Raw genomic sequence first — 19,805 nt, 5'->3', positions numbered from 1 at the left:
TCATATGAGAACGAGGTGAGCTAGTTGGAAAATGTGGACCGTATCCTAGCTGCCTATGGCATCACGCCAGCCTCTGTTCAAGCTATTTCAAGTCGCCTGTTAAAAGTGCAAACGCACCAGGCGGCTTTTGCTTTAAAAAGGTCATCCCTCCACCCAGAGCGGCTTGACCGCTGGCTGATGGTTGTCCAAGGCAAGCATAACTTTTACCGGGAAGGTGTGCCGCCCGTTTATCAAACATTGCAGGAGAGTTTCTACGTAGTCGATGAAGGCGAAGTTTATTACCTTATGCCTTGGCTGGAGCGGCATCGAACAGATGAACCAGATCATCCGTATGAAATGCTGTTTACCACCCTTGGTAAAATCCACGCGTCTACCAGCAAACGATACCCCATCGATTACGAAGCTTATTCTCTGGCAATCACCAAACAAAAAGAAAAGCTGCAGCAGGACCGAGATGAACTGCTTGCTATTGTGGAGCGTTTTGAATCGCAGACTTACATGGGGGCAGTCCCGCTGCTCGTCTGCACGCAGTACAAAGATATTGAGCACGTCTCTGCCATGCTCGACAAATGGTATGACCATTATGATGCAGATTTGAAAGAAGACCCGGAGATGGAGCATAGTGTCTTGCACGGCAGTTTGCGGCCGTCTCATGTGCAAGATGGCAGTCCGCTGCATCTGCTTAACTGGGAAAAGACCAAGCTCGGCAATCCTAGTCTTGATCTTGCTGGCTATTACCAGGAAGAATGGCGATTTGTCGACAGCAATGTAATAAATCCGCCCTATTATATGCATACGTATGAAGAACATCGGCAAATGAAAAAAAACGAAGAGAGCCTGCTCATGCTGCATCTGCTGCATCCGGGAAGGTACCTCAAGCAGGTAAGGCAGTATGTAGATGCTCCGCAAAAAGCGGATGCCCCTGCTGTAGTAATGGAGTTGACCCAGACACATCGGCAGCTGGCGCAGGCGCTCAACGCGCAAGCTTATTTCCAGGATCTTCGTGATCAAGAAGCCCAGGAAAATGAAGAGTCGTAATTAGATTGCTTTTGACTGGAAGCTGAAGTACAGTGCAATTAATCCGCCCAGCAGCAAGACATCTAATATCGATGGAAACAAAATGGTCCGGATAAATTGAAAGATGATTAGCGGAATCATGGCCTTCTCGGTGACAGAAATCCAATACCGGAGAAAGCCCGGCATATTGTTGCGGTTGATTTTACTCATTGTCATCCCTCCTGTAGACAGTATATGTTCCAAACCACGTGGGCGTTTACCCTTTTTTAAAAAAAATATGCGACTGCATTGACTTTTTTACTGCCAAGTGGATACAATAAGCTATACATGACATAAATGCTTTGACAGGGAAGAGTATAGTGTAAGGATCCATACTAGAGAGGGAAGCAATTGGTGGAAGTTTCCCGGATACCTGCAGTAGAAGGTCGCCCTGGATGCAGCAACCCCGAACACGATTGTCAGTAGGGGAAGCCGGTGAAGAGCCGTTATCTCCCTTGAGTGTACGACACAGATCTATTATTTGTGCCGTAAATGAAGGTGGTACCACGGAAACTAACCCTTTTCGTCCTTTTGGATGAGAAGGGTTTTTATATGTTCACCAAAAGCATTAAAGGAGGAACTAGGCATGACAACAGACAAATCACAAGAACAAACAGCATTGCCATCCAAATATGATCCGTCCAGTATTGAAGCTGGCCGCTATCAGTTTTGGCTGGACGGCAAATATTTCGAAGCAACAGGAGATGAGAGCAAAGAGCCATACTCCATCGTAATCCCGCCGCCAAACGTAACAGGAAAGCTGCACTTAGGCCACGCATGGGATACGACATTACAGGATATTCTAACGCGTATGAAGCGGATGCAAGGCTACGATGTGCTTTGGCTGCCAGGAATGGACCACGCCGGTATCGCTACGCAAGCAAAAGTAGATGCGAAACTGCGTGAGCAAGGTATCAATCGTTATGAGCTTGGACGCGAAGGCTTCTTAGAGAAGAGCTGGGAATGGAAAGAAGAGTATGCCAGCTTTATTCGCACACAATGGTCGAAAATGGGGCTTGGTTTGGATTATTCCCGTGAGCGTTTTACATTAGATGACGGGCTCTCCGAGGCAGTGAAAGAAGTATTCGTTACGTTATATGAAAAAGGCTTGCTGTACCGCGGCGAATATATCATTAACTGGGACCCGGCCGCAAAGACTGCACTTTCTGATATTGAAGTAATCCATAAAGACGTGCAAGGCCACTTCTATCATATGCGTTATCCATTGGCTGACGGAACAGGTTATATCGAAATTGCGACAACACGTCCGGAAACATTCCTTGGTGATACTGCCGTAGCTGTTCACCCGGATGATGAGCGCTATCAGCACTTGATTGGCAAAACAGTTATGCTTCCGGTCGTAAACCGTGAGATTCCGATTGTTGCAGACGATTATGTTGACATGGAATTTGGTTCTGGTGCAGTAAAAATTACACCTGCGCATGATCCGAATGATTTTGAACTAGGAAACCGTCACGACCTTGAGCGCATTCTTGTGATGCATGAAGACGGCACGATGAATGAAAAAGCAGGCAAATACAACGGCATGGATCGTTTTGATGCCCGCAAGCAAATTGTAAAAGACTTGCAGGAGCAAGGCGTACTCTTCAAAATCGAAGAGCATATGCACAGTGTCGGACATTCAGAGCGCAGCGGTGCTGTTGTAGAGCCTTACTTGAGCACACAATGGTTTGTTAACATGGAGCCATTAGCGAAACAAGCATTGGAAATGCAAGCTGGCGAAGATAAAATCAACTTCGTACCAGAACGTTTTGAAAGAACATACTCTTACTGGATGGAAAACATCCGTGACTGGTGTATTTCCCGTCAGCTTTGGTGGGGCCACCGGATCCCTGCTTGGTACCACAAGGAAACAGGAGAAGTTTATGTGGGCAAAGAAGCGCCAGCAGACATTGAAAATTGGCAGCAGGACGAAGATGTACTCGATACATGGTTCTCTTCTGCATTGTGGCCGTTTTCGACAATGGATTGGCCTGACACAGAAGCTGCTGACTTCAAGCGCTACTTCCCAACAGATGTACTAGTAACAGGTTATGACATTATCGCATTCTGGGTAAGCCGTATGATCTTCCAATCAAAAGAATTCACAGGCGAGCGTCCGTTCAAAGATGTACTTATTCATGGTCTTGTTCGTGACGGAGAAGGCCGTAAGATGAGCAAGTCGCTTGGTAACGGTGTGGACCCTATGGATGTGATTGAGAAGTATGGTGCCGACTCCTTGCGTTACTTCCTATCAACTGGTTCATCACCAGGTCAGGATTTACGCTTCCAGTGGGAGAAAGTTGAGTCAACTTGGAACTTCGCCAATAAAATTTGGAACGCATCCCGCTTCGCTTTAATGAACATGGAAGGTTTGAAATTCGAAGATATTGATTTATCCAAAGAGAAGAGCTTGGCGGATAAATGGATTCTTACCCGCTTAAACGAAACGATTGAAGCTGTGACATACAACGCAGAGAAATATGAATTCGGTGAAGCAGGCCGCCATCTGTACAATTTCATTTGGGATGATGTATGTGACTGGTATATTGAAATGGCGAAGCTGCCGCTGTACGGGGAAGACGAAGCGGCAAAACAGATGACACGTTCTGTGCTTGCACATGTACTGGATCAGACAATGCGCATGCTGCACCCATTCATGCCATTCATCACAGAAGAAATTTGGCAGCAGCTGCCTCATGAAGGAGAGTCCATTACGATTGCTGCATGGCCTGCAGGTAATAAAGACCTTCACGATGAAAAAGCAGCCGAAGAAATGAAACGCTTGGTTAGCATCATCCGTTCTGTTCGGAACATCCGTGCGGAAGTAGATACACCAATGTCCAAGCAAATCCAGCTGCTTATCCAAGCAGAAGACAGCACAATTGAAACAGAGCTGAAAGCGCAGCAGCACTATATCGAACGCTTCTGTAACCCAAGTGAACTGACAATAGCTACAAAGGTTACAGCACCAGATAAAGCAATGTCAGCAGTTCTTACGGGCGTAGAGCTTTACCTGCCGCTAGAAGGCTTGATTGATATTTCTCAAGAAATTGAGCGACTGGAAAAAGAACTTGATAAATGGTCAAAAGAAGTAGAACGTGTAGAGAAGAAGCTGTCCAACCAAGGTTTCATCAGCAAAGCGCCTGCGAAGATTGTGGACGAAGAACGCGCCAAACAAGCGGACTACGAAGACAAACGCGCCCGCGTGCAACAGCGTATCAATGAATTAAAAGGCTAATGACAGTAAAAGACGCACTAGAAAACCAAGCTAGTGCGTCTTTTGCTTACATAAGGAGAGATAACATGCTCACATTCCAGAAGCTTGAAACAAAACGTATTGTCTTGGATCAAGTGAAGATGCAGGATGCACCGTATCTTTTTGCCACCTTGTCTGATGAAAATGTGACACAGTTTTATGGTATGGATCCGCTTCAATCGATTGAAGAAGCAGAGCGTGTCATTTCTTCTTTCCGCTGTGGACTGCAAGAAGGCAGAGTGATCCGCTGGGGCATGTACTGCAAAGAAGCCGGCAGCTTCCTCGGTACAATCGGCTTGCACCAAGTGAATCGCAGCAATATGCGTGCCGAAATTGGCTATGAACTTCATCCTGATCATTGGAAAAAGGGCTATGCGAATGAAGCCATGCAGGCCGTACTTCGCTATTGCTTCGAAGAAATCGAGCTGCTGCGAATTGGTGCAATGGTTTATCCCGAGAATACCGCATCAGCTGCGCTGCTGGAAAAGCAAGGATTCCTAAGAGAAGGACTATTACGCAGCTATTATTATCATGGCGGTAAAACACATGATGCACATGTATATGGGCTTTTGCGAGAGGAATGGGAAGCAAGCTAACTGGATATCGTTCTTTAAGAAGGAGTTGTCTCTGCATGGAGGAGATAACTCCTTTTTTAGTTTTGAGAGCGTTATGTTACGAATGTTCTCTTTAAGTTAGACAAATATACTTTCCTTTTGGGGGCTTTGCTTTCTGTTTTTATTATAGGCGGCTGTAACGGAGATGCGGATGATACGAGTGACACGAAAACGAAAGACTCAAATAGTGTAAATCAAGAAGAGCCATATAATGAAGCTGGTGATGAGGAAGAAAGCGATTAAGATAATAAAAAACCCTTTCCGTAAAAAGTTTTGTAACTTTAACGGAAAGGGTTTCGTATATAGTAGCTTTTTTGCTGGGTCTGAATTATTTAAATGTGGGAGCGGCGATATTAAAGCGATTCCCAATTTCAGATTTCATTTCTGAAGAAGCTTCCGAGAAAGAGATGTTTTTCATTAGTTCGATCTCTTCCGTTAAGAATGCTTCTGCATCATGATAGGTTTTCTTATCTAATGGTGACAGCTTGCCTGCCGTTATATGGAAGTTCAGCAAGTCGCGCAAAATATGGAAAAGATCAGAGGTAGTACCTGACTTCATCTTTTTCTCCAAAAATTTGGACCGTTCACTTACAGAGGAAGGTAAAGGAACACACTCATCATAGAAACCTTTTTTCACCGTTTCGAATTGATCTAAAGAGACGATTGGACGCAGACCGTTCCAGTTCTTATCCTGATTCGGTACAAAAATGTGCATTTTCCGGTTAGGGAAAAACACTTTGAAAAATTCTTTTTCCTGTTCTTTGACCGTGATATATTCCTTAGATTCTATGGTTCCAGTCCCATGATACGGATAGAATACACTATCTCCACCTTTGAGCAAATTAAAATCTCCCTTCCATTCTAACTCCATTATAACACAGATTGTCTTTGTTGTTTTTATCGCTTTGTGCTGCAAAGGTGATGGACCTAAAATTATTGTTTAAATATGTAATAAAGTTTTACTGTTTTTGGATGGAAAAGAGAACAAAATACAAGCTGCATAGGGTTTATCGTCCGCAAGAGCTGCTGTCAGTAATACGCTTTACCGTATTCAAAAAAAATAAATGCTTCTAACATATTGACCTTTTTACTGCTATGCTGTAGGATACTAAATATCTTAATAAATGAGCGTTGAATGGAACAAAGTAGTGTATGTTTTCCCTGCAAAAGCGAGCTGACGGTTGGTGCGAGTCAGTGCAAAGAACAGCATGAATTACAATCCAGGAGCATCTTCTTCGAAACCAAAGGGTGAGGAGAAGACGGTGACGAGCCGTTATGCAGAATGAGAGATCAACATACGTATGTTGATAATTAGGGTGGTACCGCGTAAAATCACGTCCCTGCTGAAATTTTTCAGCAGGGATTTTTTATTTGAATAATAAACAAGCGATGAATGGATAAGAGTAGTGTATGTTCTCCCTGCAAAAGCGAGCTGACGGCCGGTGCGAGTCAGTGCAAAGAACAGCATGAATTACAGTCCAGGAGCATCTTTCTCGAAGCCAAAGGTGAGGGGAAGACGGTGAAGCGCCGTTATGCAGCATGAGAGATCGGCATACGTATGTCGATAATGAGGGTGGTACCGCGATAATTCGTCCCTGCTGATTAGATGTCAGCAGGGACTTTTTGTTTAGGACGTTAAGGAGGTGGTTAACCATGGAAGATGGTTATTTTTATACAGCATTACAGCAGAAGAAATTAGGAACGGAAAGAGGAGATCAAGATGAGTCAAAATGGTTTGAGGAAAGAGCTATTACCTAGACATGTTCAATTTTTAGCATTAGCTGGTATGATCGGTACCGGTATTTTTAAAGGAAGCGGAGAAACGATCGGAATTGCCGGTCCAGGTGTTGTTGTTTCCTACTTGCTGGGCGGCGTACTATTGTTAATTGTAATGGTTGCCTTAGCTGAAATGGCAGTGATGTATCCGAATCATAATGTGCAGCATTTAGTTCATAAAGCATTTGGTTTTCATATTTCGTTTATCGTTGGCTGGCTGTACTGGATCAACTGGACACTCGTTACTATTGTAGAAATCCTAGCAGCAGGATCTTTTTTACAATTTTGGTTTTCTGAAACACCGCTTTGGCTGTTAAGTGCGATTTGCGCCGCAATCATTATTAGTATAAATAGTCTGCAAGTGAAGTTTTACGGTGAAATGGAATTTTGGTTTGCTAGTATTAAAATTATCGCACTAGTACTTTTTATTATATTAGGCGGAGCAGTTTTGTTAGGATTAACAGATTTTGCTCCTGACACACCAACACAGCATTTGCTCGGTCATGGCGGATTCTTCCCGAACGGCTTGCAGGGTGTATTCAGCGCTTGTTTGATTGTTATGTTCTCTTTTGGCGGATCTGAACTGATTGGTGTAGCCATTTCTGAAACGAAAGATGTTAAGAAAGTATTGCCAAAAGTAATCAAAGGCGTCGTTTGGCGGGTGCTTATCTTTTACATTCTGCCTATTACCATTATCGCTGGATTAATTCCTTGGGACCAAGTTGCCGGCATGGAAAGTCCATTTACCCAAGTGATGGATGCAATCGGCATACCAGGAGTTGCGCATGTGATGAACTTCATTTTATTGACTGCTGTTCTTTCAGCAGCGAACTCCGGCATGTTTGCGACTTCCAGAACGATGTTTGCTTTAGCAGAAAAAAAAGAAGCGCCGCAAGCTTTGACAAAGACTTCTAAGTCAGGAGCTCCCATCAACGCGATCACATTGAATGGCGGCTTACTGCTGGTAGGAGCCGGATTAGCTTACTTTGCTCCAGAAAGTATTATCGGCACGATGATGACAATACCAGGCTTCACGATGCTATTACTATGGTTAAGCATATGCGCAGCACAGCTGAAACTGCGCCCAGGCTACGCTGAAATGCCGTATTTCAAAATGAAGCTGTTTCCAACAACTACGATCGTTGGAATTGCGGGCTTAGGTGTCATTTTAATTGGATCTACGTTTAGTAAAGGAGTTTCGGTTGGAACGGTAGTTTGTTTTACTGCATTGGCAATATTGATTGTATTGGCTTTGGTTGTGGGACGGTATCGAAAAGTTTGAAATAACTAAATGAAGGCGCACTTTAAACTAAACAAGAATTCAGATAAAATAAAATGGAAAAGAATGCTATATAAATATTATGTAGCATTCTTTTTTCTATATTGTAATTCTTGACACAAGGCTTCTGAATATATTTACGGAGGTGAATGGCTTGGAAAGGCAGGTTATGTCTGTTTTTTTAGGCGTCGTGTTTGTTATTTCTTTACTTTATTAACGTGAAAAAGAAGCTGCGTTTCCTGCGCGGGTATAACCAAGAACGAATCCGAGATAAAAAGAAATTTATTGAACTTGCCAGCGCCTTCTATTTGGTTAGTGGTTTTATATTGATTTTAGTACCGTTTGTATTTCCAGCTGAATGGAGTATAGCTGCCATTCAGTATGTGGTGCTCGCGAATTTTGTGCTGGTTATATATGTGAATGTAATGATGGTTGATAAATAAGCGGCATTGTCATTTACTTGTTGAGTGCATGTACGCGAGATAAAAGCGGACGATTTTGGTCCCATAATACGTTGACGGGAATGCCGAAAAAGGCAGAAAGCTGGTCGCTGGAGATGAGTTCTTTCGTACTGCCGGATGCGAATACTTTTCCTTCCTTAAGCAGAAGTGTCTGATCAAATATCGGTAAAATCTCCTCGATATGATGCGTTACATAAATAATAGTTGGTGCGTTGGGCTTGCTGCTGATTCTTTCTATTGATTCTAATAAAGCTTCCCGAGCCAGAAAATCTAATCCATTGGCAGGCTCGTCCAAAATAAGCAGCGGCGGATCTGCCATTAGAGCACGAGCGATTAATACACGTTGTCTTTCCCCGAGTGATAGTGTTTCGTAGCGGCGATTTGCGTAAGCAAAACAGCCGAGATCATGAAGCAGCTGTACTGCACTTTCTTTCATTTCCTCCGTAGGCTTTTCATAGAGTCCAATGGATGCAAAAGCACCGCTCAAGACAACTTCAAATGCATTATTCCCCAAGTCAAACTTCTGCTGAATAGAGGAGGAAACAAAACCAATTTGGATACGCAGTTTTTCAGCAAGGTATGTACGGCCAAACTCTTTGCCTAATACTTGCATATTTCCTTTTGTCGGAAAGCTGTATGCATTGAGCAAGTTCAAAAGAGAGGTTTTGCCAGATCCGTTCAACCCGAATAAAACCCAGTTTTGCCCTTTCTGCACTTGCCAATTCAGGTCCTGTAATATCCAGTTGCCATCTCTTTTTAAGGACACATTCTCTAACTCTATGATCATATGTATTGCCTCCTGTCAGTTCTTATAGGATAAGTTAAACAGATAGAAGATTCATATTCAAAACATTCGAATAATTTAAAACAGGGACGCCCTATATTGCTTTGAGCGTCTATATCATTACCGTTAATCATTTCAATGCTCGGGTGGCTGCTTCCATTATTTTCTCAAACACTGTTTTATGTATTCCAGATACAGCCGAACAATATTTACGTCACTCACTTGACTAAGCGTTCTACATCCTACTACATCTTCTATTTCATTAAACAAAAAGCTCCCATCCTCATCAAAGAGAAAATCAATCCCTGCAAAGCCGAAATCGTACTGATCTACAATGCGCTGTACGAGCTGTTGTTCTTCTTTTTTCAAATGGTAGAGAGAGGCACTGCCGCCAAGAGAATAATTTGCACGGAAGTCCTGTGCACTGCTGCGAAGAACGGCCGCAATAATTGTTTTGCCAATAACAAAAACGCGCACATCTTTACCCGCGGACGGTGCTAGCTGCTGCATGAGAATAGGCTGGTTGATGTATTGCTGCTGCAAATGCTCGTATTGAGCCTGTGTTTCTACTAAATGTACGTCCTTGCCGCCACGGCCGCCTGCTGATTTCCATACAAAAGGGTAAGCTAGCGGCGGCTGGGGGATAGGGACATTCGTTTGGAAAACCATATCAACCATCGGGATACCAAGCTTTGTTAATTCCAGATGGGTTTTTATTTTGTCATTCGCCAGGGCAGCTATTTGTGCATTATTGAAACAAGCAACGCCTGCTTGCTCGAGCTGTGCCGTCAGCAGCGGATCAATGGTCCGTACAATAGCAAAGTCGGGAATGTCGTATTCTTTGTGATTCAAGGCTGGTTGTCCGCGCGTTATCGAAATAGACAGCTCCTCCGTGAAGACGAGACGCAATTTCAAGTGGAGCTGCTCACTTTCCGTAAGAAACCAATCAATAAAAGCAGCATTTCGTTCTGCATCTTCTCGATTATAAATCAGCCAGCCATTCATGACAGCATCTCTTTAATATGTGACATAATAGCATCAGAGACATCGACGCCCGTACAGTCAAAGATGGAACGGATATGCGCATTCGAATTAACTTCACAGACAATTGGCTCCCCCTGAGGTCCAAATAGCAGGTCAACACCTGCAAAATTGGTTCCGACAGTGTGTGCAGCAGCAATCGCGAGTTCCGCCTCTTTTTCTGAAGGGGTATACGGCTGCATGCTGCCGCCTCGTGATACATTGGCGCGAAAATCAGTATCTGATTCTCGAATCATAGAGGCAACGACTTGGCCGCCGACAACATTTATGCGGATATCACGGCCATGACTTGTATGGATGTATTCTTGCAGAACAAAGGGCTCAGTGCCGATTTCTTTTATTTTCTTATGTAGTTGCTCTTTTGTCTCGATAAGATACACTTGTTCCCCGAAAGAACCGAATGCTTCCTTGACAATCATCGGAAAGCCGAGTTCTGCTATTGCAGGTTCAAACGTATCCAGCTGAACAGGTAAGGTACCTGGGAATATTTTTGGTGCAATAATTGTTTTCGGTATTGCAATATCTGCTGCAGCAAGTGCTTGGTACATCAGGATCTTATTGTCACATAAGGCGATAGATCTACTGGAGTTGAATAACGGAATTCCTAAGGTTTCCAGCTGCTGCGCAAGCGGAATATCTTTGTCACTAAAGACGACAAAATCTGGCATATCCTCTGATTCTTGGAGCAAACCGTTAGCGGTACCGACGACTCCTAACAATGCGTTATTTTTAATGATTTTCATATTAATATTCTGAGTTTTGGCGGCGCGCTGCATCCATTCTGCAAAATCGAGAAACTTTTTTCCGCCAAGGTGGCCATTGTAGATGACCCAGCCAAGTTTCGGTGTAGCCATAGTTGAAGTTCCTTTCTTTAGGAGACGCGCTACATATGAAGAAATTATTTCTATAGTGGCAGCACGATCTAGTTTGTTATAATAGTCCATTATACATGGAAGGAGATGCTTATGTTTGAAAATCTAGCACAAGCAGAAGCTTTTTTGGCCAGTCGAAGACATCTTGGCATTAAGCCGGGGCTGCACCGGGTCCAGCAGCTGCTAGAAGCATCAGGCAATCCTGAGCGGCGAATGAAAACCATACATATTGCAGGTACAAATGGCAAAGGCTCGACAGCTGCTTATATTGCCCGCGCCCTTACAGCAAATAACTGGAAAGCGGGAAGCTTTACTTCACCGACTCCAGGCGGCTTTTTGGAAAGCATTCAAGTGGACGGTCATTGGATAACAGAGGAAGCATTTGTGTATGAGTGTAATTCGCTGCTTGCAGTAATTGAAGAAATGGACGGTCAAGATGCGCATCCGAGTGAGTTTGAAATACATGTTTGTATCGCTTTTTCCTACTTGGCCAAACATGCTGACATCAGTGTGATTGAAGCAGGCATGGGCGGCATGGGCGACGCGACCAATGTCTTGCAGCAGCCATTACTCAGCATTATTACCAATATCGGACTTGATCATCAGAAGTTCTTAGGAAATACAATTGCAGACATCGCTTCAGAAAAAGCTGGAATTATGAAGGCTGGAGCACCAGTACTTAGTGCTGCAACCCAGGAGGAGGCCATTGACGGACTCGAAGCGCATGCAAAGGCGATAGGAGTGCCGCTCAATTGGGTAAGAGCAGAAGATGCAGAACGATTGCAAGTACATCCTAAAATGAGAGGTCCGCACCAAAAGCTGAATGCAGCACTTGCAGCGGAAGCTTGTCGTGTTCTTCAGGGGTTAGGGGTTGCTTTAGAGGAAGATAAAGTAAGACAAGCAATAAGCCAGACGCAGCTGCCAGGAAGATTTGAGCTTATCGACAAAGAACCTGAAATTATCCTTGATGGAGCACATAATTCAGAAGGTATGGCTGCTTTTGTTAAAACGGTACAAGCAAATTACCCAGGCAAAAAAATAAAGGTTCTCTTCGGTGCATTTCTGGACAAGCCGTTTGAGCAGATGCTGCAGCAATTGCACTTGATTACAGATGAGATCACTTTAACAACTTTTAATCATGAGCGTGCCGCAGACTTAGAAACACTGACAGAAACCTTCCCGGGAGTACATATGACAGAAAAGTGGTCGGAGTGGGTTGACCAGGCATATGCAGCTAATCTAAGAGATACTGTTTATTTTGTAACTGGATCACTTCATTTTATTTATCAAGTAAGAGCGTATATTGTAAAAAATTGAAAAACATGTTATTTTTAATTGTCTAAAATTTACAAGTTCGTGTAAGACAAGCAGGAAGGAAGAAACAAGATGGTGAGCAGCAGCAAGAGACTTTGGATTTGGATAGCGTGGTTGATCATTTGGCCTGTTTCTTTGTTTATGATCTATCAACATACTGACATTCAGGAAATCAAATGGCTGGATTTAAGTGCATTTACCACGCTGGCTATTGTTGTTGCACTTTTCCCAATCATGGTTAACCAAATACCTGTTTTCTTCCTCAATGGCATCACCTTGGTAATTTATCTCAACTTCGGCTTATTTATTGAATTGATTATTACAACTCTCAGCATCACGATTGTGCTGCTGCAAGTGCGGGTGACAAGAAAAGATATCTTCCGAATTCCTTTAAATTATGTAATGTTCTTGGTAATGTCCGTCAGCGCAGCGGGTGTGTATCATCTTTTTGAATTGCCTGGAAGTGAAAAGACACTGGGAACTCCGCTGCATATTATAGCCATATTGGCTTATTCCTTAACACTTTTTCTGTTAAATCATGTTTTGATTACTTTAACAAGAAGATTCATATATGGTAAACGGGACAAAATTTTTGAACGTAGTTTTTTTTGGGAATTTATGACGACTTTTTATATTTTACCAGCAGCACTTCTTCTGCATTTGCTGTATCACGAGATTGGTGCGATTGCTGTCTTATTTATCGGTTTTTCCATTGCCAGTACGTCATATATTTTGCGGCTCTACTATGGCAGCCGGAGCATGAATGAGCGGCTGCGGATGGTCAGTGAAATAGGACATGAGCTGACCGCGCAGTTGAATGTGAAAGAGACGCTCGACCTGTTTATGGAGCGTATTGTGGAACTTGTCCCCGTTGATCAGGCTCTGCTCTTCGATGTAAGAGAAGGGGACGCACTAAAATTAATTCGTTTGTATGACCCTAAAAATCACTCTCCCTATAAGCAAGGAATTCGGATAAATAAAGGAGAAGGGATAGGCTACACATTTTGTGCAAATGGCGCTGGCGTGCGATACGGCAAACGGAAACAATGGCAACACAATTGGAAAGTTACTGCGCCGGCGTACAGTGAGAGTTTGATGTGTCTGCCGATACAACGTGAGAATCAAATGATCGGTATGCTTGTGTTATTGTCCGATCAGCGGAACGCATACGAAAAATATCAATATACGCTCGTCCATTTGCTGGCGGATTTTATGGCCGTCAGTTTGCTGAATGCTGTTAACTATGAACAAACAAAGAAATTCAGTGAGCGCTGTGCGTTAACTGGACTGTATAATTATCGTTATTTCGAAAAAGAATTGCATAAGCTGTTTGAGTATCGTGACACATCAGAACCAGTATCTTTGATTATGATTGATTTGGATCACTTCAAACAAGTGAACGACACATATGGACATGAAGCAGGGAATGATGTGCTGCGCCAAGTAGCAGACAGATTAAGTTTAGTTTCACCTGAAGAAAGCGTACTGGCACGCTATGGCGGAGAAGAATTTTCTATTATTCTTCCTGGCTGCATATCAGATGAAGCAGCAGCTATTGCGTCAGAAGTGCAGCAGTGCATGACAGAGCGTATTTTTATCACGCAGCATTATCTTAGAGACCAATCAATTGTGACACTTGCTGTCACGGCTAGTATTGGCGTAGCATCTTACCCAGAGAACAGTGAAGATCACCTCGAGCTTGTCCGGCATGCCGACCGTGCCATGTATGTTGGTGCAAAACAGCGGGGCCGGAACAGAGTAGCGATTTATAATCAAATTGAACAAAGTCCAGAAAACATTCCTTCTTGATAGGGATGTTTTTTTGTATTTGCTGTTGACGTAACAAAGTGATTAATATATAGTAACTTACATAAAGTAACTTAATAAAGAAACGAAACTGAGGAGGAACAAACATGGCAGCATTGAAATTGGATAAAGCTCACAGCGGTATTTCATTCACGGTGAAACATATGATGGTTTCCAAAGCAAAGGGGAAATTTGAGGACTTCGACGTACAATTCAGCGGAGACTTGAATGATTTGGATAACGCTTCTGTTACCGTAACTATCCATCCGACTTCTATTAATACAGGCAACCAGGACCGCGACGGTCACCTGCAGTCCGGAGACTTCTTCGACGCAGCCAACCATCCTGCCATGACTTTTAAAAGCAAATCTGTTAAAAAAATTTCCGATGACGAACTCGAAATCACTGGCGACTTCACTATCAAAGGCGTAACAAATGAAGAAACTTTCAAAGCAGCGTACAATGGCACATCCAAAAACCCAATGGACGGCAGCACAATCGCCGGCTTCGAAGTAGAAGGTAAAATCAATCGCGAAGCATACGGCCTAACGTACAACGCAGCACTAGAAACAGGCGGCGTATTGATCGGGAAAGAAGTTAAGTTTACAGCTGACTTTGAGTTTGTTGTAGAATAAAGAATATAAGGAAAGACCTATCCCGCGTGGGGTAGGTCTTTATTTTTGGTATTTTTGTTTATTCAGGATTGTCATAATAGGAACATTGCTCTGGTTAATCGAATTGCTTCCTCCGGCGCTGACGGTGGCATTTGACCAGTTATACTCGGTTTTTCCATCGACTGTTATGTTGTCGCCCGCTATAATTTTAGCATTATTGTGCAAGGAGAGTGTCATTCTTGTCAGAGAGCTGTGAGACTTATAAACGGTCTCGACAGCTATCACAGCGACTTGTTCGTCGTGCAAATGGACAAGAGACAGGATTGCTATGAAGAGAAAGGTGACTCACTCGCCAAGCAAATGGAAGGGCACTGGGCATTCCTGCCGATGATTACACAAATGATTCGGGAAGGAGAGAAATCAGGTTCTATGGACAGCTTGCTGCATCGCGTTGCTGTTTTTTATGAACAGGAGCTGAATTATGCTGCTGAGTGATTAAAAGCAATGTTTGTATCTTAATTCTTATTTTATCCGCAATGGTTGGTAGTATTGTCACGGCTGTTGTTATTCCGATGTTCTCAATATATGAAAACTTACAGTAGTAAGGAACTATAAAAATGACAAAATAACAGTATTTTTACGTTTTATAGGTGGATTTTCCGCTATAGTTTGATATAATCTTACTGGATTAATAGGAAGCATTGAAAAAGAACTGTATGTGGATACTTGGTTATTTTGAATCTAGTAGTACAACCGGCCATATTAATCATTCTTGTTTCCGCATGGCCGGAAACTACTACATAATAAAGGAAAGTCCATGGGAGGTACATACATATACACGAGGTGGCCTTATTATAGGTGGCTATCTCAGTGCTCCTAGATAGTACAGCATATAGTAAAACAGAAAGTAAAGTGACACTATCAAAAGGTCAGTGGGAAGCTGAAATTACTGCGGGTAGTGCAAAAGGTACTGCTGGATCAAAAGATTCAGAGTAAAGAAAACCTAAGCAGAAATCTCTCCTCTTAAGAAATTTCTGTCTTTCCATATGGAGAGTGAAACTTTATGTCGATTTTTCTATTTTTTTACTTCATTATACTTGGCGGTGTCCTCGGTTCCTTCTACAACGTAGTCGGGATGCGCGTACCTCAAAAAAAGATGTTCCAATCCGAACGCTCTTACTGCCCTAATTGTAAGCAGCAGCTTAAAGCATACGATTTAATACCAGTAATCTCCTACATAACTCTTGGCGGGAAATGCCGCAGTTGTAAACAGAATATATCTCCACTCTATCCCTTCACAGAGCTAGCAACAGGCTTGCTATTTAGCTGTAGCTATTATGTTATCGGACTAGAATGGGAGCTGGTTACTGCTTTTGTATTGGTATCTATGGCTGCAATTCTGTTCGTTACAGATATGAAATTCATGCTGATTCCTAATAAGATATTGCTGTTCTTTCTTCCTCTATTCATTATTCTTCGCGTCATCACCCCATTAGATCCTTGGTGGAATTCTATCATTGGAGCTGTTGTGGCGTTTGTGCTGCTTTTCCTTGTTATTTTATTCAGCCGAGGCGGGATGGGCGGCGGGGATTTGAAGTTGTTTGTTGTGCTGGGAGTCGTGCTTGGCTGGAAGGGTGTTTTGCTTACGTTCTTCTTAGCGTCAGTTATTGGGGCAATAATCAGTTTTATGCTCCTTTTAACAAAAGTGCTGAAGCGGAAGCAGGCCATTCCTTTTGGGCCCTACATTCTGCTAGGGGCACTGATTACCTATTTTCATGGGGAAGCAATGATCAGCTGGTACTTTAAATCATTCTTTTAAATAAGGGTCGTTCATGTTTAAAAAGCAAAAAAAACACTGGTGTGTCGCGACTTATTATTTACATTGACTGACCAAGGCAGTAACGCTTCGGCAGCTTCAAGTGCCGAGTAATTAAAACGAGAGAAAATCTAACCGTTTTTGTATTCAGAATTACAGCATACGAATCAGCTGCCTTTTGAAGATCCAGTTCTGGATTTTGAATTGCTGGCGGATTCATTTCCAATGATACGACTACCGCAGCAGATGGGTCCTTTGTCTATCAGCTCAGCACAGCTTCTTCTGATTACAAAGCATGGCACGAATTTCTAACACAAGTTGATGCTATGCAGCGTAAGGCAGAGATAGAACAAATTGACGTGACAAATGCCTCGGAAAACAGCTATATTGCAACCATATCTTTACGTGTATTCTCCAATCCTGCTTCTTAATTCGTAGAAAAGAGTGTTTGATGGGTTCTTCCTGTCGAACACTCTTTTTTTGTCTCGACAGCATTTCTCTTACTTCTAGTTTTAGCTGTGCTAGAGTTAGTCCAAATCATTCATAAAAGAGGTGCAGAATGGAAGAGAAAAAAGGATTTTCCGTCAAAATGGGCGGCAAGAAGCAGAGAAGTCAACAGCAGCAGGCAAAAGAAGAGATGGTCGGCGAGGGAAGCTACACACTTTATGACGAAGAAGCAGCAGCGACAGTCGAAAAGGATGTGCCGGTATTAGATCAGCTGGATAAGAAGCCGTCAGATAAAAGTAGGCTGACGATGTCACCAATTGCGAAGAAACTGACAGCAGCTGCGCTTGGTGCGGCGTTAATCGGTGTTGTGCTGGGGTTCTTGCTGTTGCGTTATACAGCAGGTATCGAATCCGAGACAAGCGGCGCAGCAGTGCCTGTAGCGACAAAGGAAGCTGCTGTTAACGCGGGTGCGTTTGGAGATTTGACTGCTTACGTTGTACAGGGCGGTGTTTATAATCAAGAAGATATTGGACAAGAAGTGGCGCAACGCTACGTCGAAGCTGGAGTTCCTGCTGTTCTATGGGAAAAGAATGGACAATTCTTCTTATTGACAGGAATGGGCGGATCAAAAGAAGAGGCGGAAGCAGCAGCAGCACAACTGCAAGCGCAAGGTTATGAAAGCTACGTGAAAACGTGGGATCCAGGAGTAGAAGCCACAAGCACTGACTGGCAGGACGAGCTCGCTGTATTACTTGCAGCAGGTGACAATCAAGAACCAGCTCTATGGAAAGCATGGCAGGAAAAAGTACCAGCTGAAGCAGCCGAAGTGAAAGCTGCATCAGCCGAAGCAATCAGCGCGATGGAACAAGGGACGTTCACTGCTAGTATGATGCTGCCAGTATGGCATGAGGCAGCCAGCCTTCAAAAGGCTTCGCAGTAACTAGGTTAGTGAGAACAATGAAAAAACTAAATGTCAGATGAGAGTTAGTGATCTGGACAGCCGCTTGCAGTATAGCGGAGTGTTTCTCTGAAGAGGTGCTCTGATTCCACTTTTTAATGTAGAAAAACAATTCAAACAATGCTGCTATTATCGCAGTATTGTTTGGATTGTTTTAACTCAAAAACACTTATGTCCCAGCCGCTTTTTTATAGTTATTTGTAGTTCAGGTTTCTAGTGCTTTCAAGAGATGAGTAAGGGATTCCTAAGCCTCGACAATGAAATCGTAAGGAGAGGCTGTTCTTCCATATCCATCAATGGTTATTTGGATAGACGGTTTCATTAAAAGGCGTTACGCTGTGTACATATATATTGTAGAATTTACTGTTCTTAAAGCTAGCTTCTAGCTGAGCTTCCTGCCATATGCACGTTCCTTTATGAGGTAGTAAAGTACCTTTCTAAATTCTCTGAGGTACTTCTTCTAAAAATAGTTTTCTATTCTCATCCGTTGTCAAGTTTACTCCAGAAAAATTAATCCATTTGGTGTATTCATTTTTAATTCCCAGGTCAGCTAGAGTTCGATTGATGAAGACTCCCTGAATGGCATTTCCACCTTGTGATTCAATATATAATTTATCAGTTGTAGAAGTCGAGATTATGGTTGTTTTCTTTATGTTTGTTAATAATCCTTTTAGTTCATTTGTTTTGCTGTCTTCTAAGAAAGCAAAACCAGTCAACATTACTTTATCAATAAATCCTTTTAAAATAGCAGGTAAGTCCCACCACCAGACAGGGAAGATAAAAATCAATTCAGTTGCTTGGTTTAATTTCTTTTGATATTCCTTAACTAATTCATACGGGGTGTCACCTACGTTAAATAGCTTCAATTCAGCAGCTGTAAACACGGGATTAAACTCATCCTTATAAAGGTCAATCACTTGAAAAGTCTCTCCATTAGCTTTTAAGTCTTCAGTTATGGCAGATAAAATTGCATGATTAAAACTTCCTTTCCATGGATGTGCGTAGATAATTGTTTTCATTATCGGATCCTCCTGTGTTTAGTGTACTTTTATTTTATGGAATGGTATAACAATCTACAAGTACGGTAATTAAAGTGCGATACTAACCTAAAGGAGAGTGTAAATTGGAGGAACGCTATGATTTTAATGCTCCCATTAAGGGTACCGGTTTTGGATATACGTTGTCTTTAATTGGCGGGAAGTACAAAATGGTGGTTTTATACGCCTTATATATTTACGAAGATCCTATTCGCTATAATCAGCTAAAACGAATGCTTGGTACTATTTCTTTTAAAACGTTAACCAATACGTTAAAAGAACTTGAACATGATCTGCTAATTCATCGTAAAGAATATCCTCAAGTTCCTCCGAAAGTAGAATATAGCTTATCCGAAAAGGGATTATCATTGATTCCTGTATTAGATGCCATTTGCTACTGGGGAGAAGGTCAATTAGAAAAAAAGTAAATTAAAAAAATTCATCTGAACTCGTTTCAAATTTCTTGTTAATAGATATATAATCATTAAATTTTTTAGAATAAAGTTTATTTTAATGGATCTCAACAAATGGTGCTTTCTAATAAGAAGGAGCATAACCTAACGGTAAAAGGTAAATAAATTTATAACAGTTCTACTACAGAGAATTTATATTTCCTAAGTTAGATTTTCCTTTATGTGTGTAGATTCACAATTAAATCTCTCAAAACAGCC

At 42.4% G+C, this 19,805-nt stretch carries 21 protein-coding genes and 3 other annotated features; of the genes, 15 read left to right on the top strand and 6 right to left on the bottom strand.

All coding sequences use genetic code 11. The features are described from left to right. Window positions 1-24 precede the first annotated feature (24 nt). The gene (locus CRO17_RS09950) at window positions 25-1,038 is read left to right on the top strand and encodes a protein kinase family protein (protein WP_097041706.1); all 1,014 of its coding nucleotides are present in this window, start codon (window positions 25-27) and stop codon (window positions 1,036-1,038) included. Here the strand turns inward: CRO17_RS09950 and CRO17_RS09945 are convergent, their stop codons facing one another. Then, the gene (locus tag CRO17_RS09945; RefSeq protein WP_077308319.1) at window positions 1,039-1,227 is read right to left on the bottom strand and encodes a hypothetical protein; all 189 of its coding nucleotides are present in this window, start codon (window positions 1,225-1,227) and stop codon (window positions 1,039-1,041) included. Window positions 1,228-1,349: 122 nt separating this feature from the next. Then, window positions 1,350-1,590, top strand: a binding site (T-box leader). A 52-nt stretch (window positions 1,591-1,642) separates the two neighbouring features. Between CRO17_RS09945 and CRO17_RS09940 the strand changes: the two genes are divergently transcribed. The 3 genes from CRO17_RS09940 (at window position 1,643) to CRO17_RS17880 (ending at window position 5,172) form a co-directional block, all read left to right on the top strand. Then, complete coding sequence (locus tag CRO17_RS09940; RefSeq protein WP_097041704.1) at window positions 1,643-4,297, top strand: valine--tRNA ligase; 2,655 nt, start codon at window positions 1,643-1,645, stop codon at window positions 4,295-4,297. 65 nt (window positions 4,298-4,362) lie between these two features. Next, on the top strand, window positions 4,363-4,911 hold the full coding sequence (locus CRO17_RS09935; protein WP_179636951.1) for a GNAT family N-acetyltransferase: 549 nt from the start codon (window positions 4,363-4,365) through the stop codon (window positions 4,909-4,911). A gap of 126 nt (window positions 4,912-5,037) precedes the next feature. Beyond that, window positions 5,038-5,172, top strand: a complete 135-nt coding sequence (locus CRO17_RS17880) for a hypothetical protein (RefSeq protein WP_281253815.1) — start codon at window positions 5,038-5,040, stop codon at window positions 5,170-5,172. An 85-nt stretch (window positions 5,173-5,257) separates the two neighbouring features. Here CRO17_RS17880 and CRO17_RS09930 read toward each other — a convergent pair whose 3' ends face one another. Continuing rightward, entirely contained in the window at window positions 5,258-5,770 is a 513-nt protein-coding gene (locus CRO17_RS09930; RefSeq protein WP_097041700.1) for a CarD family transcriptional regulator, read from the bottom strand. 281 nt (window positions 5,771-6,051) lie between these two features. Continuing rightward, window positions 6,052-6,274: a binding site (T-box leader), on the top strand. A gap of 35 nt (window positions 6,275-6,309) precedes the next feature. Beyond that, window positions 6,310-6,529, top strand: a binding site (T-box leader). A gap of 114 nt (window positions 6,530-6,643) precedes the next feature. Here CRO17_RS09930 and CRO17_RS09925 point away from each other — a divergent pair. Both CRO17_RS09925 and CRO17_RS09920 read left to right on the top strand, forming a co-directional pair. Further along, the gene (locus CRO17_RS09925) at window positions 6,644-7,987 is read left to right on the top strand and encodes an amino acid permease (RefSeq protein WP_425444436.1); all 1,344 of its coding nucleotides are present in this window, start codon (window positions 6,644-6,646) and stop codon (window positions 7,985-7,987) included. A 191-nt stretch (window positions 7,988-8,178) separates the two neighbouring features. Then, on the top strand, window positions 8,179-8,427 hold the full coding sequence (locus CRO17_RS09920; protein ID WP_097041696.1) for an exonuclease: 249 nt from the start codon (window positions 8,179-8,181) through the stop codon (window positions 8,425-8,427). A 13-nt stretch (window positions 8,428-8,440) separates the two neighbouring features. Here CRO17_RS09920 and CRO17_RS09915 read toward each other — a convergent pair whose 3' ends face one another. From CRO17_RS09915 to CRO17_RS09905, 3 genes are all read right to left on the bottom strand, one after another. Continuing rightward, complete coding sequence (locus CRO17_RS09915; protein WP_097041694.1) at window positions 8,441-9,232, bottom strand: ABC transporter ATP-binding protein; 792 nt, start codon at window positions 9,230-9,232, stop codon at window positions 8,441-8,443. A 156-nt stretch (window positions 9,233-9,388) separates the two neighbouring features. Beyond that, entirely contained in the window at window positions 9,389-10,234 is an 846-nt protein-coding gene (locus tag CRO17_RS09910; RefSeq protein WP_097041693.1) for an ATP-grasp domain-containing protein, read from the bottom strand. Further along, complete coding sequence (locus CRO17_RS09905) at window positions 10,231-11,124, bottom strand: ATP-grasp domain-containing protein (protein WP_097041691.1); 894 nt, start codon at window positions 11,122-11,124, stop codon at window positions 10,231-10,233. Before CRO17_RS09905 ends, CRO17_RS09910 begins: the two co-directional genes overlap by 4 nt. Window positions 11,125-11,235: 111 nt before the next feature. On the opposite strand from CRO17_RS09905, the gene CRO17_RS09900 reads away from it, so the two are divergent. The 8 genes from CRO17_RS09900 (at window position 11,236) to CRO17_RS09875 (ending at window position 18,079) form a co-directional block, all read left to right on the top strand. Then, the gene (locus CRO17_RS09900; protein WP_179636949.1) at window positions 11,236-12,459 is read left to right on the top strand and encodes a bifunctional folylpolyglutamate synthase/dihydrofolate synthase; all 1,224 of its coding nucleotides are present in this window, start codon (window positions 11,236-11,238) and stop codon (window positions 12,457-12,459) included. 69 nt (window positions 12,460-12,528) lie between these two features. Continuing rightward, window positions 12,529-14,265 carry a sensor domain-containing diguanylate cyclase gene (locus CRO17_RS09895; RefSeq protein ID WP_097041687.1) on the top strand — a complete coding sequence of 579 codons (1,737 nt, stop codon included), beginning with the start codon at window positions 12,529-12,531 and terminating at the stop codon, window positions 14,263-14,265. A 104-nt stretch (window positions 14,266-14,369) separates the two neighbouring features. Further along, window positions 14,370-14,897 (top strand): YceI family protein, encoded by a 528-nt coding sequence (locus CRO17_RS09890; protein ID WP_097041685.1) that lies wholly within the window; start codon window positions 14,370-14,372, stop codon window positions 14,895-14,897. A gap of 231 nt (window positions 14,898-15,128) precedes the next feature. Further along, on the top strand, window positions 15,129-15,371 hold the full coding sequence (locus CRO17_RS09885; protein ID WP_097041682.1) for a type II secretion system F family protein: 243 nt from the start codon (window positions 15,129-15,131) through the stop codon (window positions 15,369-15,371). A 363-nt stretch (window positions 15,372-15,734) separates the two neighbouring features. Then, entirely contained in the window at window positions 15,735-15,872 is a 138-nt protein-coding gene (locus tag CRO17_RS17505) for a hypothetical protein (RefSeq protein ID WP_179636947.1), read from the top strand. 67 nt (window positions 15,873-15,939) lie between these two features. Next, on the top strand, window positions 15,940-16,695 hold the full coding sequence (locus tag CRO17_RS09880; RefSeq protein WP_097041680.1) for a prepilin peptidase: 756 nt from the start codon (window positions 15,940-15,942) through the stop codon (window positions 16,693-16,695). A gap of 138 nt (window positions 16,696-16,833) precedes the next feature. Then, entirely contained in the window at window positions 16,834-17,004 is a 171-nt protein-coding gene (locus CRO17_RS17500; RefSeq protein ID WP_179636945.1) for a hypothetical protein, read from the top strand. A gap of 247 nt (window positions 17,005-17,251) precedes the next feature. Further along, on the top strand, window positions 17,252-18,079 hold the full coding sequence (locus CRO17_RS09875) for a hypothetical protein (RefSeq protein WP_097041679.1): 828 nt from the start codon (window positions 17,252-17,254) through the stop codon (window positions 18,077-18,079). 455 nt (window positions 18,080-18,534) lie between these two features. Here the strand turns inward: CRO17_RS09875 and CRO17_RS09870 are convergent, their stop codons facing one another. Beyond that, window positions 18,535-19,116 (bottom strand): NAD(P)H-dependent oxidoreductase, encoded by a 582-nt coding sequence (locus CRO17_RS09870; RefSeq protein ID WP_097041677.1) that lies wholly within the window; start codon window positions 19,114-19,116, stop codon window positions 18,535-18,537. 104 nt (window positions 19,117-19,220) lie between these two features. Between CRO17_RS09870 and CRO17_RS09865 the strand changes: the two genes are divergently transcribed. Then, the gene (locus CRO17_RS09865; RefSeq protein WP_097041675.1) at window positions 19,221-19,562 is read left to right on the top strand and encodes a winged helix-turn-helix transcriptional regulator; all 342 of its coding nucleotides are present in this window, start codon (window positions 19,221-19,223) and stop codon (window positions 19,560-19,562) included. The last annotated feature ends 243 nt before the right edge of the window (window positions 19,563-19,805 follow it).

The organism is Terribacillus aidingensis, assembly GCF_900215625.1.
GTDB lineage: Bacteria > Bacillota > Bacilli > Bacillales > Amphibacillaceae > Terribacillus > Terribacillus aidingensis.
This window is presented reverse-complemented; position numbering and strand designations above follow the sequence as displayed.